This is a genomic window from Chitinophaga sp. (assembly GCF_035564935.1).
In the GTDB taxonomy this organism is placed as follows: Bacteria; Bacteroidota; Bacteroidia; order Chitinophagales; family Chitinophagaceae; genus Chitinophaga.
The window spans coordinates 1-17,163 of the sequence record NZ_DATMTE010000812.1 but is presented as its reverse complement, the minus strand read 5'-3'; the positions used below and the strand labels follow the sequence as shown (position 1 = coordinate 17,163).

General features: G+C 46.0%; 9 protein-coding genes. All 9 read left to right on the top strand.

The window, feature by feature from the left end:
* The first annotated feature begins 378 nt into the window (after positions 1-378).
* The 9 genes from VN105_RS21250 to VN105_RS21210 all read left to right on the top strand — a co-directional run bounded on the left by VN105_RS21250 (position 379) and on the right by VN105_RS21210 (position 16,459).
* Positions 379-3,774 (top strand): methylmalonyl-CoA mutase family protein, encoded by a 3,396-nt coding sequence (locus VN105_RS21250; RefSeq protein WP_325643964.1) that lies wholly within the window; start codon positions 379-381, stop codon positions 3,772-3,774.
* A 333-nt stretch (positions 3,775-4,107) separates the two neighbouring features.
* Positions 4,108-6,537 (top strand): bifunctional YncE family protein/alkaline phosphatase family protein, encoded by a 2,430-nt coding sequence (locus VN105_RS21245; RefSeq protein WP_325643962.1) that lies wholly within the window; start codon positions 4,108-4,110, stop codon positions 6,535-6,537.
* A gap of 63 nt (positions 6,538-6,600) precedes the next feature.
* Positions 6,601-8,031 carry a glycoside hydrolase family 125 protein gene (locus VN105_RS21240; protein WP_325643960.1) on the top strand — a complete coding sequence of 477 codons (1,431 nt, stop codon included), beginning with the start codon at positions 6,601-6,603 and terminating at the stop codon, positions 8,029-8,031.
* Positions 8,032-8,134: 103 nt separating this feature from the next.
* Positions 8,135-9,916 carry a MutS-related protein gene (locus VN105_RS21235; RefSeq protein WP_325643958.1) on the top strand — a complete coding sequence of 594 codons (1,782 nt, stop codon included), beginning with the start codon at positions 8,135-8,137 and terminating at the stop codon, positions 9,914-9,916.
* Positions 9,917-9,956: 40 nt separating this feature from the next.
* Positions 9,957-11,039, top strand: coding sequence for a PA0069 family radical SAM protein (locus tag VN105_RS21230; RefSeq protein WP_325643956.1), 1,083 nt, complete (start codon positions 9,957-9,959; stop codon positions 11,037-11,039).
* A 576-nt stretch (positions 11,040-11,615) separates the two neighbouring features.
* Positions 11,616-12,182 carry a DinB family protein gene (locus VN105_RS21225; protein ID WP_325643954.1) on the top strand — a complete coding sequence of 189 codons (567 nt, stop codon included), beginning with the start codon at positions 11,616-11,618 and terminating at the stop codon, positions 12,180-12,182.
* Between the two features lie 138 nt (positions 12,183-12,320).
* On the top strand, positions 12,321-13,775 hold the full coding sequence (locus tag VN105_RS21220) for a transglutaminase domain-containing protein (protein ID WP_325643952.1): 1,455 nt from the start codon (positions 12,321-12,323) through the stop codon (positions 13,773-13,775).
* Between the two features lie 24 nt (positions 13,776-13,799).
* Positions 13,800-14,204 carry a hypothetical protein gene (locus VN105_RS21215; protein WP_325643950.1) on the top strand — a complete coding sequence of 135 codons (405 nt, stop codon included), beginning with the start codon at positions 13,800-13,802 and terminating at the stop codon, positions 14,202-14,204.
* Between the two features lie 17 nt (positions 14,205-14,221).
* The gene (locus VN105_RS21210; protein ID WP_325643948.1) at positions 14,222-16,459 is read left to right on the top strand and encodes a DUF3857 domain-containing protein; all 2,238 of its coding nucleotides are present in this window, start codon (positions 14,222-14,224) and stop codon (positions 16,457-16,459) included.
* Positions 16,460-17,163 lie beyond the last annotated feature (704 nt).

Genomic DNA, 17,163 nt, shown 5'->3' with positions numbered 1-17,163 from the left:
CATTTTTTCGTTTGTTTATTGCCGTATGTAGAAGATTCCATTTAACAAGCTTGAAAAACTATAAATCATTTATCACTCGTTTGATTTTATAGTTCCACGTTATGAAACATAAGACTGCTAAGCATTAATGCCTTGTGTCTTACTTTACGCTTTCCCTTGTGCAGGTAATGTACAGGGGAAAGTTGTTTTAGGGAAATACTAACCCGATCGGGGATCAGTTAAATAATTTGCAATAAGATCCGGCACCTGTTCAATCAATTCTAATTCTGTTTAAACCCGCGCTATGCCGGCATTTCAGCTGGTTTTTCCGTAACTTGCATTCTTCGTGGTTTTCATGCAGGGAGCATGGAATCCTGGTCAAAAAATCCGGTAATTGATATGTCTTATACACCACAACATAAGGTTCGCATTGTAACAGCAGCAGCTTTATTCGACGGGCATGACGCCGCCATCAATATTATGCGGCGCATTATGCAGGCAAAAGGCGCCGAGGTTATTCACCTGGGACATAACCGCTCTGCGGCAGAAATTGTAGACTGTGCCATCCAGGAAGATGCACAGGGTATTGCTGTTACCTCCTACCAGGGTGGCCACGTGGAATTTTTTAAGTATATGTACGACCTGCTTCAGGAAAAAGGCTGCGGTCATATCAGGATATTCGGCGGCGGTGGTGGCACCATTCTCCCGGTGGAGATAGCGGAACTGCATGCCTACGGCATTGCACGCCTCTATTCCCCCGACGACGGCCGGCAAATGGGACTGGAAGGAATGATCGAACACCTGATCAGCCAATGCGATATTGCCGTTAAACCATTACCTGCCGGTGAGGAAAACATTTCGCAGCTGCAGGCAGATAAAAACCCAAAGGTGATTGCGAGGGCTATCAGTTTGGCTGAAAATGATATGCCGGTAACGCTCCTCAGCGGGCAGAAAACAAGAACTGCCGTAACCGTTGATGAAACTGCCGGCGCCCGTATTACCCATACGGCGACAGACCCGGAAAAATCTCCCGTACTGGGAATTACCGGAACAGGCGGCGCAGGTAAAAGCAGTGTAACAGATGAACTGGTACGCCGCTACCTGAACCTCACCACCGATAAAACAGTGGCGGTGATTTCAGTAGACCCTTCAAAAAAGAAGACTGGCGGCGCTTTGCTGGGCGACAGGATCCGGATGAATGCCATTCACCATCCACGCGCATATATGCGTTCACTGGCTACCCGCGAAAGTGATAAAGCCATCAGTGAACATATCCAGGAAGCCATCGACATCTGCAAACTGGCAGCATATGATTTTATTATCCTGGAAACATCCGGGATAGGACAAAGCGATACTGCCATCACCGATTACTGCGATGTATCGCTATATGTGATGACGCCGGAATATGGTGCGGCCTCGCAGCTGGAAAAGATCAACATGCTTGATTATGCCGATGTGATCGCCATCAATAAATTTGATAAAGCCGGCGCCCTGGATGCCCTGCATGATGTGCGCAAACAGTATAAGCGTAACCATAACCTCTGGAATGCCAAAGAAGAAGAATTACCGGTAGTAGGCTCCATTGCTTCCCAGTTCAACGATGCAGGCATTAACCTGCTGTTTGAAAAGGTGATGGAAAAAGTAGAAGAGAAAACCGGCGCCAGCTTCGGACCTATGGCCCACGAAAGCGTTAAGTCCACTTCCACCAAATCACAGATCATTCCTCCTGCCAGGGTGCGTTACCTCGCGGAGATCTCCGAGGCCATTGACGATTACAGCAAATGGGTAGATGAACAATGCAAACTGGCAACACAACTGTACCAGGTGGAAGGCGTAATGGCGCTGCAACCGGCATCAGCCGCGGCATTGGCCGATATTAAAGCCCACCTGGAGAAATCATTGCATCCTGAGTGTAAAAAACTGGTAGCAGATTGGCCCGCCCTGGTAAAAAAGTATACCGCGGATTTTTATGAGTTCCAGGTGAGGGACAAAGTGATCAAACTGCCACTGTACAGCGAAAGCCTCAGCCATAGCCGTATTCCGAAGGTGTCGTTACCAAAGTACAAAGACTGGGGCGATATTCTCCGCTGGCAGCTCACCGAAAACCTCCCCGGCGAATTTCCATATGCAGCAGGCGTATTCCCGTTGAAACGGGAAGGAGAAGATCCCACCCGCATGTTTGCCGGTGAAGGCGGCCCGGAAAGAACCAACAAACGTTTTCACTACGTATCGCTCGATCAGCCTGCAAAGCGCCTGTCTACCGCATTCGACAGCGTTACCCTTTATGGCGAAGATCCGGCGCTGCGCCCCGATATTTACGGTAAAGTAGGTAACTCCGGTGTGAGCATCGCCACGGTAGATGATGCCAAGAAATTATACAGCGGGTTTGATCTCTGCGATCCGAAAACATCCGTATCCATGACCATTAATGGTCCTGCGCCCATACTGCTGGCGTTTTTTATGAATGCAGCCATTGACCAGCAATGTGAGAAATATATCCGGGAACAGGGGCTTACAGAAAAGGTAAAAGCCCTCATCAATACCAAATTTAAAGATCATCCGTTGCCGCATTATAGCGGCGATCTGCCAGCAGGTAATGATGGACTGGGTTTGGAGCTGCTGGGAATTTCGGGAGAAGAAGTACTGGATAAAGACGTATATGAAAAGATCAGGGCGCATGCCCTTAGTACGGTGCGGGGCACTGTGCAGGCGGATATCCTGAAGGAAGACCAGGCGCAGAACACCTGTATCTTCTCTACAGAATTTGCATTAAAACTGATGGGCGATGTACAGGAATATTTCATCACCCAAAAGGTCCGCAACTTTTACTCTGTGAGTATTTCCGGTTATCACATTGCAGAAGCCGGCGCCAACCCTATCACGCAGCTGGCATTTACCCTGGCTAATGGTTTTACTTATGTGGAGTATTACCTGAGCCGCGGTATGCACATCGACGATTTTGCGCCTAACCTGTCATTTTTCTTCAGTAATGGTATGGACCCTGAATATGCGGTGATAGGACGTGTTGCCCGCCGCATCTGGGCAAAGGCCATCAGGTATAAATACAAGGGGAACGACCGTTCACAGAAACTCAAATATCATATTCAAACCTCCGGCCGCAGTTTACACGCGCAGGAAATTGATTTTAACGATATCCGCACCACACTGCAGGCGCTTTACGCGATCTACGATAACTGCAATTCCCTGCACACCAATGCTTATGATGAAGCCATTACCACACCAACCGAAGAAAGCGTGAGAAGGGCGATGGCTATACAGCTGATCATTAACCGGGAGCTGGGCACCGCTAAAAATGAGAACCCGGTACAGGGATCTTTCTTTATAGAAGAGCTTACAGACCTGGTGGAAGAGGCCGTACTGGCGGAATTTAACCGCATCACCGAACGTGGAGGTGTATTGGGCGCCATGGAAAGGATGTACCAGCGTAATAAGATCCAGGAAGAAAGTCTTTACTATGAATCGCTGAAACATACCGGTGAATTTCCCATTGTAGGGGTAAATACCTTCCTGAATAAAAACGGGTCGCCTACCATTATCCCGGCGGAGGTGATCCGCTCTACCACGGAGGAAAAGGCGTTCCAGATACATACGCTTGAAGCGTTTCAGCAAAGGCATCAGCAGAAGAGTGCAGCAGCGCTCAGGCAGCTGCAGCAGGTAGCGGTAAGCAACGGCAACCTCTTTGCAGAGCTGATGGAAACAGTGAAGCATTGTTCATTAGGACAAATCACGCACGCGTTGTACGAAGTAGGAGGGCAGTACCGGAGGAATATGTAATACGCGGAGTTTGTCTTGGAACACTGATTACGCTGATTTTGATGATTCCGTTGATATTTTTTTAAGCGTATAAAATACTAAGGGAGACATAAGCGGATATTCGCTTTTATTTCCCTTTATTATTATTACAAAGACTCAAAAAATAAAATCAAACCAATCATCAAAATCAGCGTAATCAGTGTTCCCGGACAAAATTCGCGCGCCGAAGGCGCAGCGCATCAAAAAAACACAACTGGCCCCGCTTTTTATATTATTTTAGTATTACCATTTGATGCCGGCTATCGGCGGGGATATGTCAGCCTTATTTTTACAGCTTCACTTACCGGAATTACTATGAGAAAAATACTAATTGGTTTGGTTTTGCTGGGTATATTAAAGGCAAATGCCCAAACAACAGATACAATATCCAGGCGGGTGCTATTGCCTAACGGCTGGGCGTTAACGCCGGTGGGGCGTTCGTTGCCATTAGGTGATTTGCCCTTGAATATAGTGGTGTCTCCATCGCAGAAATTGATCGCCGTTACCAATAACGGGCAAAGCAAACAAACCATACAGCTGATAGATGCAGGGAAAGAGAGGGTGCTGGATGAAGTGAGTATTCCCAAATCCTGGCTGGGACTGGCCTTCAGCAGAGATGAAAAGAAACTGTATGCTTCCGGCGCCAATGATAATGTAATATGGCAGTATGGCATTAACAACAATAAATTAGTTATAAAAGACAGCATCCGGTTAGGATTGTCGTGGCCCAAAGAAAAGATCTGCCCTACAGGAATGGTGATGGATTACTCACGTAACCGGCTATACGTAGCTACCAAAGAAGATAATAATTTATACATGATCGATCTGCTCACCAATAAAGTTACCGGTAAAGTGGCATTGGGTGCGGAGGCTTATACGGCGGTGTTGTCTAAAGACAGGAATACCTTATATATCTCCCTTTGGGGAGGTGATGCAGTAGCTGTATTTGATATCGCATCAAATAAGGTGATCAACACCATTAAAACGGGCAGTCATCCTAACGAAATGATCTTATCGGCCAACGGGAAATATTTATATGTGGCCAATGCCAACGACAATTCGGTATCTGTTATCAGCACTGCCGGCCGGCGGGTGATTGAATCGCTGCAGACCGCTTTGTATCCGGATGCGCCGGCCGGCTCCACTACTAATGGGCTTGCATTGTCTGCCAGCAACAAAACGCTTTACGTTGCAAACGCCGATAATAATTGCCTGGCTGTTTTTGACGTGGAAGTGCCGGGAAAGAGCCGGTCCGAAGGGTTTATTCCTGTAGGATGGTATCCTACCTGTGTGAGAACCATCGGCAAAAAAATATTTGTGGCTAACGGGAAGGGCTTCACATCCATGGCTAACCCCGAAGGTCCCAACCCGGTAAGCCGGAAAGATGAAAGCGGTTCACACGAGGCTAATACACGTAAAGACAGGCCGGTGCAGTATATTGCAGGCCTGTTCAAAGGAACGTTGTCTATATTCAATGCGCCCGGTGAGGAGCTGTTGGGGCGCTGGTCTAAACAGGTGTATGAAAATACACCCTATACCAAAGAGAAAGAGCAGCATGCTGCCGGGGAAGCAGGTAATCCTGTTCCCCAGGCTGGGGGGCAGTCGTCCCCTATCAAATATGTATTTTATGTGATCAAGGAAAACCGTACCTACGACCAGGTGCTGGGAGATATGACCAGAGGTAATGGTGATAGCAGTTTGTGTATTTTCCCGGCGCGCATTACACCTAACCAGCATCGTTTATCCAATGATTTTGTGCTGTTGGATAATTTTTATGTAGATGCTGAAGTAAGCGCCGATGGACATAACTGGAGCATGGCAGCCTATGCCACCGATTACGTGGAAAAAACCTGGCCTACCAGTTATGGCGGCCGGGGAGGCACCTACGATTATGAGGGAAGCCGTAAGGTGGCTTACCCTGCAAAGGGTTTTATCTGGGATTATTGCCAGCGTGCAGGCGTGAGTTACCGCACGTATGGCGAATTTGCAGGCAAGGGGAAAGCCGCGTTGAAATCGCTGGAGCGTAAGTTTTGTAAAGGCTATCCGTCGTTCGATCTTTCCATACAGGATGTAAAGCGGCAGGAGATCTGGCAACACGATTTTGATTCGTTACTGGCCATAGATGCAGTACCGCATTTTAATACCATCCGTTTGGGCAATGACCATACCAGTGGTATGCGGAAGGGCGCTTATTCGCCTTATGCAGCGGTGGCGGATAATGACCTGGCGGTAGGCCGACTGGTAGAATATATTTCGCATAGCAGGATTTGGAAAGAGAGCGCCATTTTTATCCTGGAAGATGATGCACAAAATGGCCCCGATCATGTGGATGCCCACCGTTCCCCGGCTTATGTGATCAGCCCGTATGTGAACAGGAATACGGTGAATCATACCATGTATTCCACTTCGGGCATGTTGCGTACCATGGAACTTATACTGGGGCTCCCGCCTATGAGCCAGTACGATGCGGCAGCCACTCCCATGTGGGAATTATTTTCCGCTACCCCGGATCTGCGACCTTACAAGGCTTTGCCTGCGAATGTAGATATTAACGAAAGAAATACTGCCTGGAATGAAAGCGCCCGGCGATCGGCAAATTTTGACCTGGCGCATGAAGACCAGGTCCCGGACCTGGAGTTGAATGAAGTGGTATGGAAAGCCGTTCATGGTGAACAGGCAGTGATGCCGCCGCCAAAAAGAAGCGCTTTTGTGAAGCTATCAGCCGCAGAAGATGACGATGATTGATAAATCGATTAAGCAAATCCATAAAACTTTTCTATTTTAGGGTTTCCTAAACTCAAAAACGTTATGGTTGCAAGGAGAGATTTTCTTAAGAACAGCGCGCTGGTAGCAGGCGTTGTTGGGCTTGGACTGCCCAAAACAGTATTTGGCTGGGGTGGGTATACCTCCCAGCGCCCGCCCCTGGCAAAGCGTAAATTTACCAGTGAAGCGGTGGAAAAGACAATTGTAAAGGTGAAATCCCAGATTGCCGATACCAAACTGGGCTGGCTGTTCGAAAACTGTTTCCCTAATACGCTCGATACAACGGTTAACTTTAAAAAAGAAAACGGCCGGCCCGATACATTCGTGATCACCGGTGATATCAACGCCATGTGGCTGCGTGATTCTTCCGCCCAGGTATGGCCTTACCTGCCACTGGTAAAGGATGATGCTAAACTGAAAGAAATGGTGGTGGGCGTTATTAACCGCCAAACGAAATGCATCCTCATCGATCCGTATGCCAACGCCTTTAATGAAGGCCCTACCGGCAGCGAGTGGGATAAGGATCTGACCACGATGAAACCTGAGCTGCATGAACGTAAATGGGAAATTGATTCGCTGTGCTACCCGGTGCGCTTGTCTTACAACTACTGGAAAATCAGCGGCGATAACACTCCCTTTGATGATAAATACAAACAGGCCGCCCAGCTGATCGTGAAAACCTTTAAGGAGCAGCAACGTAAAGATGGGCACGGTCCTTACAAATTTCAGCGAAATTCGCCCGTACAATCCGATACCGTTGCCAACGGCGGTTGGGGTAATCCCATTTCACCGGTAGGACTGATCGTATCTATTTTCCGTCCTTCTGATGATGCTACGGTATTTCCTTTCCTGATCCCCTCCAATATGTTTGCCGTAGTATCGCTGCGTCAGCTGGCGGAGATCAGTGAAGCGGTTTATAAAGATGCTGCTTTTGCACATGAGTGTACACAACTGGCAGATGAAGTGGACCGCGCTATTAAAGCCCATGCAATTGTGGAGCATCCGAAACTGGGTATGATGTATGGTTTTGAAGTGGATGGTTTTGGCAACCGCTTGTTCCTCGATGATACCAACGTGCCCAGCCTCCTGTCTATTCCCTACCTGGGATATACCGGTATTGACGATCCGCTGTACCAGGCTTCCCGCCACTTTGTGTGGAGCAATTTCCAGCCATGGTTCTACCGGGGCAAGTATGGTGATGGTGTAGGCAGTCCGCATACCGGTAACGACTATATCTGGCCAATGAGCGTTATCATGAGAGCTTTAACCAGTCATGATAAAGAGGAAATAGCTTCCTGTATTAAAACATTGCGCAATACTGACGGTGATACCGGGTTTATCCATGAATCTTACCACAAAGATGACCCGACCAAGTTCACACGTCCGTGGTTTGCGTGGGTAAATACCCTCTTCGGAGAACTGATCCTGAAAGTGAGCCAGGAGTATCCTGACCTGCTGAAGAGACAATACGCGTAAATAATCCGGAATATTCCTGTCAGGGATTTTGTGGTATATGTTCAATATATTGTGAGCATATACCATGAAATCCCTGATTCTTTTAGTTATAAACAGCAGATAAATGATACCAGCAGATATATACCGGCAGCGGATCGGACAGTTCCAGGAGGCTATAAAAAAAGAGAAACGCCTGACGGCAGGCTTGTCGTGGGCGCGCCTGGCCAGCTTCCTCGGAATAGTAGCCGGTGTGGTATTTTTTATCCGGACCGGCTGGCAGGCCCAATGGTTGCTGCTCACAGCTGCCGGCATGATCGCATTTATGGTGTTCCTGCTACGGTATTCGAAAGCGCTGCAGCAACTGCAGCTCTACAAGTCGCTGCTGGAGCTGAATGAAAAGGAGCTGGTATTGGTAACCACCGGACAATCGGCTTTTGATGATGGCAATGAATTTGTGGATGATAAACACGATTTCAGCAGCGACCTGGATGTTTTCGGTCCGTCTTCTATTTTTCAGCATATCAACCGTACGGGTACCTTGTCGGGCGGGCGGCAGCTGGCAACAGCGCTGAGGGATCCCTTGGAAGATACTTCTGCTATATTGGCCACACAGGAGGCTTTACAGGTACTTACACCCGAGGTGGAGTTCCGGCAGCAGCTTACCGCCAATGCCATACTGGCAAAGGAGGAGGAAAGTGACCGGCGTGAAATCAGCGCATGGCTGGAGATGCCGTTTCATTTCCTGCACAACAGGTTCATTAACCTGGTTATATGGCTAAGCCCTTTACTGGTAGCGGGTTCTATTGTGCTGTATGCCACCACCGGAAGATATTCCCTGTTATTGATATTGATTATGTTGAACTGGCTGCTCCTGGGCAGCAGTCAGAAAAAGATCATGACGCAGTATGTACTTATTTCCCATAAGGAGCGGATACTGGATAAGTTCTCTATCTTATTACATCTTATAAAAACCGGCAGCTTCGGGAAATCCGTGTTGTTGCAACAGCAGCAGGACAGGGCTAAAGAGGCGGATGTGGCGCTGCGGCAGTTGTCGAAAATATGCAATGCCTTTGATCAGCGGCTCAACCTTTTAATAGGGTTGGCGCTTAATTCCCTGATGCTGTACGACCTGCATTGCATCCTGCGTTTGGAGCGCTGGAAAAAACAGCATAAACAGCACATTGCCGGGTGGTTTGATGTGATTACCCAACTGGAAGTGTGGAACAGCCTGGCCACTTATGCCTTCAACCATCCTGAATTTTCCTGGCCATCCCCCCAGGCGGAAGGCCGTGTCCTGGAAGCCGAAGCGCTGGGACACCCGCTGATTCCCGCCGCTGAATGCGTAAAGAACGATGGGGCTACCGGCAGCAAAGACCATTTCCTGATCATTACAGGGTCCAATATGTCCGGCAAAAGTACCTTCCTGCGGAGCGTAGGCTCCAATTTGCTGATGGCCATGTGCGGGGCGCCTGTGTGTGCCAGCCGTTTTGTGTTCAGCCCTATGCGCATCATGACTTCCATGCGTATCAAAGATTCCATAGCCAGTCATACTTCCTATTTCCAGGCGGAGCTGCTGCGGTTACAGCATATTATCCGGCATCTGAAAACCGGTGCGCGGGTATTTATTTTGTTAGATGAAATTCTCAAAGGCACCAATTCTGAAGACAAGTTATCCGGCTCGCGTAGCCTGATAGAGCATTTCCTGCAGTATAACTGCCTGGGAATGATTGCTACGCACGATCTTGAACTGGGACAACTGGAAGCTGCATATCCAGGGCAGATCAGGAATTATTGTTTTGAAAGCACCATCCAGGACAATCATCTCTTCTTCGATTACCGCATCCGGGAAGGCATTGCCAGGAATAAGAATGCCACTTTCCTGATGAAGCAAATGGAAATTATTTAAATCCTAAATATTTTAGTATTTTTACTAAAATATTTAGTGTATGACTTTGCCATTCCAGGAAGGCGCACCGGAAAATCCATATTACAAAGGGCGGGGAGCACAAATTAATCCAAAGAATAAGTACCTGGCGGATGAATATGCGCAGGAACATGCCGAGGGTATTGACGAGTGGTGGCAGGCGGATGTGCCTACGCAGGTATTTGAAGAACATGCCAAAAACCTGGTTAACAAGGTAGATAGTCCCGATGTAGGGATGTGGTATTCCATGAACCCCTACCAGGGCTGTGAGCATGGCTGTATTTATTGTTATGCCCGCAACTCCCACCAGTACTGGGGCTTAAGCGCCGGACTTGATTTTGAAAGAAAGATTATCGTAAAGCATAATGCCCCTGAGCTGCTGCGTAAGTTCCTGGACAATAAGAAATGGGATCCCAAGCCGATTTCCCTTTCGGGGAATACAGACTGCTATCAACCGGTTGAACGTAAAATGTGGCTTACCCGGCAGTTGCTGGAAGTGGCGCTGGAATATAAACAACCGGTAGGCATCATCACTAAAAACTCCCTGGTGTTGAGGGATCGTTACCTGTTGCAGCAGCTGGCCCAGGATAACCTGGTTTGCGTATATGTTTCTATCACCACCCTGCAGGAGGAACTGCGGCAAAAAATGGAGCCCCGTACAGCTACGGCGGCGCAACGGTTTAAGGTGGTAAAGGAGCTGAGTGATCTTGGTATACCCGTTGGCGTTATGACCGCCCCGCTTATCCCGGGCCTTAATGACCATGAAGTGCCCCACCTGCTGGAAACTGCAGCCGCCAATGGGGCTAAATATGCGGGGTATACAGTGGTACGGCTCAATGATGCGGTGAAGATCATTTTCAACGACTGGCTTTATAAAAACTTCCCCGACCGGGCGGATAAAGTATGGCATCATATAGAAAGTATGCACGGGGGAAAGGTGAACGACAGCGATTTTGGACGGAGGATGAGAGGAGAAGGCAATATTGCGGACCTGATCCGGCAGCAGTTTAAGATTCACACAAAGAGGAACGGCTTGAACCAGGAACGCTTCGAATTTAATACAGAAGCCTTCCGGCGGCCCAATTCCCAATTAAGTCTGTTCTGATTTTCAATGATATTTAGTTGCACTTTAAACTAATTGTTAAGTCTATGAAAAAAGTAGGGTGTTTTTTTGTGTAATAAAAAAAATAAAAATTACCTTTGCTTCAAGATTAAAAATAACTGTGCAACTTATATCAACATACAAGATTTCAGCGATGGCCTGCGAACAAAAGCAGGTCAAGGCCAGAATGCGGGCGTGTTGCACCGATTGTTAACAAGAGAAAGTTATCAAACGATATAAACAAAAGTCCCGCACTAGATAAAGTGTGGGACTTTTTGCTTTGAAGTAGTACTGAGATGACGACATTGAAAAAATTTCAAGCGATAACTGTAATGCAAAAAAAATACGCCTCATGGCGTAAAAGGGATGGCTTTGCCTTAAAAAAGCCATACGGACAAGGTATGCGATAGTGTGAGATAACCCCTCTACATTATTTGACCCGGTCCGTAAATGCGGCCGGGTTTTTTTTTAGTCAAATCCGGCATAAAAATGGCAAACAAAATATTTATTCAATGATGTTATGCGCTAACCCGTTTGATTAGCAAAAAGAAAAGTGCATAATCCCAAAAACGTTAGATGATGAGAAACGTTATTCAAGTTGTAAGAGAGGCTTTACTCACCAATTTCAGGGAATTGGATCAGTGGTTTGAAAAAGAACCGGCATTGCTGGATTTCAAACCAGATCGTGATCAATGGAGCATAAGAGAAGTATTGGAGCATATTACGCTTACCAATTATTTCCTGTTGCTGATCATCAATAAAAGCACCCGTCGTGCGCTGGAACGTAAGAAAACCGGCCACACCGTGATAGTCCCCGGGGATTATCGGGATAAGTTTGACCAGATAGATGTTATCGGTAGTAAATCCTTCGGTTGGGTAAGACCCGAACATATGGAACCTACCGGGCTTAAAAATATGCAGGAAGTAAAAGCCCTCCTGAAGCAGCAGTATGCACAGTGCATGTACAACCTGTCTTTGCTGAAAAACGGGGAAGGAGTGCTGGTATTTACCAATATGTCTGTAAACCAGTTGGGTAAGCTGGACATCTACCAATACATCTATTTCCTCACCAAGCATATTGAGCGGCATATTCGCCAGATGCAGCGCCTTCAGAAGGAATTTGAAGAAAGCGCGGTGTTAATATAACTTAGGTCGACCACCACCATCTGTTTTTGTTAATCCTGATCATACTACAGCCGGAAGTGTAATTGCTTCCGGCTTTTTAATGCGTTTATTTAAAAATATATTTTACATTTATATATTACTGCTAATCAGTATCCCTTTATGACCCGGAATCCCCGATACCTATACCTGCTGATAGCATTGCTATGCGCAGCACATTTGTCTTACGCGCGCTCTGAAGAAGATAAGAATGTTACCATCACGAACCAGAAAGAACGTTATGCGTTTGAAGCCGGAGACAAAGAAAACCCCGTTATCATCAGGCAAAATACAACCACTACATGGCTATGCAGCCAGTTCCGTACAACCGTACCATTTGTGGAGTTTTATGATAGTCGCAGCAGGATTGATGAAGTACGTGCCTATGTAGATGGTAAACGGGCTAAGACACTTAAACCGGTATTCCGGGATTATACAGTTGACGACATATTCTATTCTGATGCGAAAATGTGCATCATGGAGGTGCCACTTGAAAGGAATAATACCGAAAGCAGCGTTGAACTGGAGAAAACAATCCTCGACCCACGCTACTTTTCTGCCATTTACTTTTCCAATGCGTATACAACGGATCTTAAAGTGATAGAAGTGGTGATCCCCCGCTGGATGAAAGCTGAGATCCGGGAAATGAACTTTGATCAGTTCAGCATAAAGAAAGAAGTAATATACGATGCCAGGCGCGATGAAGATGTGTACAGGTACACGGCAATGCATTTACCGGCAAGGGTCAATGAAAAGAACGCTCCCGGGCCTTCCTATATATATCCGCACCTGTTGGTACTGAGCAAATATGCGGAGCTTAAAACCGGCCGGCTAAATTACTTTAACGAAACTGCCGACCTCTATGCCTGGTATCACGGCCTGGTGAAGGAAATCGGAGATGATGAAGTTGTTGTGAAATCCAAAGCCCTGGATATCACGAAAGGGATCTCTTCAGATACCGGTAAAATAAATGCGATATATCATTGGGTACAGGATAATATCCGGTATATCGCTTTTGAAGACGGCATTGCCGGATTTAAGCCGGAAAAGGCCCAGCATGTACTGCTGCATAAATATGGCGATTGTAAAGGCATGGCTAACCTCACACGTGGCCTGCTGAAATCACTCGGTTTTGATGCCCGTTTGTGCTGGATCGGTACAGATCATATTGCCTACGACTATTCCATTCCTTCCCTGGCCGTAGATAATCATATGATTTGCGCCCTTAACTACAAAGGTAAACGGTACTTTCTTGATGCTACGGAAACCTATATTGGATTGGATCAGTATGCGCAACGTATACAGGGGCGGCAGGTGATGATTGAAGATGGGGAAGCATACATCCTTGACCGGGTGCCAAAACGCAGCTGGGAACAGAATACAACAATTGAAAAAAGAATATTGCATATTGATGGTGGCGCTTTGGCCGGTAAAGTACAGCAGCAATGGGATGGTGAAAGCAAAGAGTTCCTGCTTTCCCAGGTGCATGGCATTAAGAAAGAAAACCTGGAAAGCGCCCTGATGAAGTATCTCACCGAAGATAACAGCAAATACAAGATCAATCATCTCAAAAAATAAGATATCCAAAACTGGGATAAACAAATGGATATTCAGTATGAGTTGCTGTACAAGGAGGCCGTTACAGGTTTTGGAGACGATCTGTATGCAGAGCTGGATTTCAGAAAGGAGTTATCCGGGTATACGATTGATACCGCTAAAAGAGTGCAGGACATGCTTTTCCCTTTTAAACAGCACGTTATTTGCGAAACCAGCCTGGATATACCAGGTGGTTATAAGACGGGTGATCTTCCGGGAGATCTGAAAATAGAGCGCGGGGGATATTCCTTTAATATTTCCTACAAGTTGGCCGGGGGAAAAATCATTTACCATAAAGAATTGATCATAAAGAATAACTGGTTGCCCAAAGATGGCTTCCGTCAATGGAATGCAGATATAAAGGCGCTTGACAAAACCTATCTCCAGCAAATTACATTCAGCAAAAAATAATATTCATTGCCTGTACTATGAAAGTCAGATTTTTATTTTATACGTTAATTGCCTTCCTGTTTCAGTCACACGTTTTTGCACAGAAGGCCAAAGATATACGTGAATATAAAGAACGTGCAAATGCCGTAAGGCAGGAAGTGTGGAACTGGGATATCCCTGCTTTTAAAAAGGTGCCTGCCTTACCGGTTGATGATAAATCGTCGGCCATTGTAATAGCACGCCATGTAGATCTGAAAGCTTCCAGCAGCAGAAAGATTAAATATATTGGTATCGGGTTCAAGGTGCAGAAAGATATCTTTTATAGTAACACCGCCCGTGAAATGATAAAGCTGAATGATAAAGCCGCGCTGGACGAATATTCGCAGTTTAGTTTCAAAAAATTCCGCAGTCTTAACTCCTATTTCCACAGTGGGTTATCCACTACCATTGTTGGTGTGCGTATAATAAAGCCGGATGGTACCATGAAAGAAGTAAACGTGGATGAAGAGATTGTAAATGAAGAAGACGGTCAGCAGCAGAGGAGCAAACTGGCGATCCCGGATCTCCAGGTGGGTGATGTGATCGATTATTTTGTAAGAGTGGAAGAACTGAAAGATATCAATAGTCCGATAGACGCGCAAACTTTTGTATTGGGAGATGATAAGCCTATTATGCAATATTCTGTACACTGCGAGGTGAGTGATAAGTATTTTGTAAGATACCGTACGGCCAATGGCGCACCTGATTTTAAAGTAAGGCGGGATGATGACGGGGCGGTATTCGACCTCCTGGTAAAGAATATTCCGAGTTTGCCTGTAGATCTGTGGATGTCGCCTTACCGGCAAATTCCTATGGTTCGTATGGATATCTTATTTGGTACCCGTTTGGAGGAAGGACAGAAAGCAGGTGAGATAAGGCATAACCCGGTTCCTTCAGAAGTGAAAAATGTTGCTGCAAAGAAGCTGGCCGCAGAAGCGCAGCCGGTTTGGTTGTCAAGCGGCAGCCTGAAACATGGGGTGAAGGATCTGATGAAAGAATACAAAAGTGAAAACGGGAAGATACCTGAAGACAGTGTGGCTGCTTACATCTACTATGCATTCCGTTACCTGGTTTTTTATAAGGTAACAGGCGATGATAAGATCATGGTTGGGCATGAACGGAACTATGTGGTACCTGATAACAGGAAATTTCTGCAGTTTTTGCATGAAGTATTCCGTGGCCTGGATATTCGTGCCGAGTTTGTGTTGGTAACCTCCCGATACGGCCCGGGGCAGGAGGAGTTGCTTAATGCAGATGATTATGAATATATGCTGAGAACACAATCAGGTAAGCCGTTCTTTATGTGTGCTGATGGCATATTTACGAACTGTAATTATGTGCCTGCAGCATATGAAGGGCAGAATGCTCCTATAGTTGATCTGAAAAACTATGGTATGTTTAAAGGAAAAAAGGACGTACCTGTTGGCGTAGAAGTAAAATTAAAAGAAACCACAGCGAATGAAAATATGCAGATAGAGCAGATGAAGATTTCGCTTAATGAAGATATGCAGGCGGTGAACGTCAACCGGCATACTATCCTTAAGGGAAATTTACGCCAGGGTGAGCAGAAACGCTTACTGCTGTTTGAGGATTACTATGAAGAAGAACGAAAAGCACTGGGCTCACGTAAATCTGTTTTCGAGCAGCTTGGCAACACACGTGGTAAAAGTACATTGCCCGATGAATATAAGAACGCATTTGCCAAAGCCCGCGGAGAACAGAAGGATTACTTTAATGAAGAAATAAAAGACCAGTTTGACATTGCTGCCAAAGAGCTGCAATCGTTTAATATTGAAAAAATGGGTTTACACCATACCGATCCGGATTTTGTATATAATACCAAATTCACACTGGAAGGCCTGGTAAAGCGCGCAGGCAACAATTATATCCTGGAAGCAGGTAAATTGATTGGCGGACAGCTAAAGGTAAAACCGGAGCAACGTGATAGAAAGGTGGATGTTTACCAGCCATTCGCGCGCAGCTTTGAGTATGATATAGAACTGGCTATACCTGAAGGATACAGCCTGGAGGGGGCCGATAAGCTGAACAGACAGGTAGATAATGAATGTGGTTCTTTTACAGTAAAGGCTGCAGTTGAGGCAAATAAGCTCAGGTTGCATATCAGGAAGGCATACAAGAATAGTTTTGTGCCTGTGGCAAAATGGCCAAACCTGCTACAGGTAATTGATGCAGCCTCAGACTTTGGAAATCAGAAAATACTGTTCAAGAAATCTTAAACAAAAAAGTTGAAAATATTTTGTTAAAAATTTGCTTAATCAAAATATATCCTGTTATCTTTGCATCGTTAAAATTGATAATAAAAGAAACTTATAAACATGAAACGCATTAATCTACATATGGGCAACGCAGCATCCTGCATCGGGCAGGATAGTAGCGGGTTCCGGGCGTTTTATGCTTACAGGTAGATTAAAAATATTTGTAACTATAACAGAAGCCCGGGTCCTTGGATCCGGGCTTTTTTGTTATCGATTTGTCGGAATAATGAATTTACCGGGAATGACAGAACGGATTCAGATCCGCCGCAGTAAATGGTTTAATGATAGCATTGATTCAATTAATGCTAAACGGACGAGGTATGTAAAAACGTAGTGTATACGTTAACGTTATATGACCCGGTCCGTGTTAAACAGACCGGGTTTTTTTATGCGGCAGTATAAAGATAATTTGAGGAGGTACATAAAACAGGCAGGCGGAGTAATCCTGCTCCGCTTTCTTCTCCTTTTAAGATATTTTTTTCGTCTCTGTTTGCATTTTAACCCCTTATCATCAGGTTATCAGAAGGATAACCTGTAATTTACCCCATGATAAATACGATTTACCCGGGCCCGGCCTGGTCCCGGGAAATCTTTATCATCAGGCTATAATCACAATAAAGCGACCAGGAAAATATGAAGCATATAGTGAATAACAACATAGATAT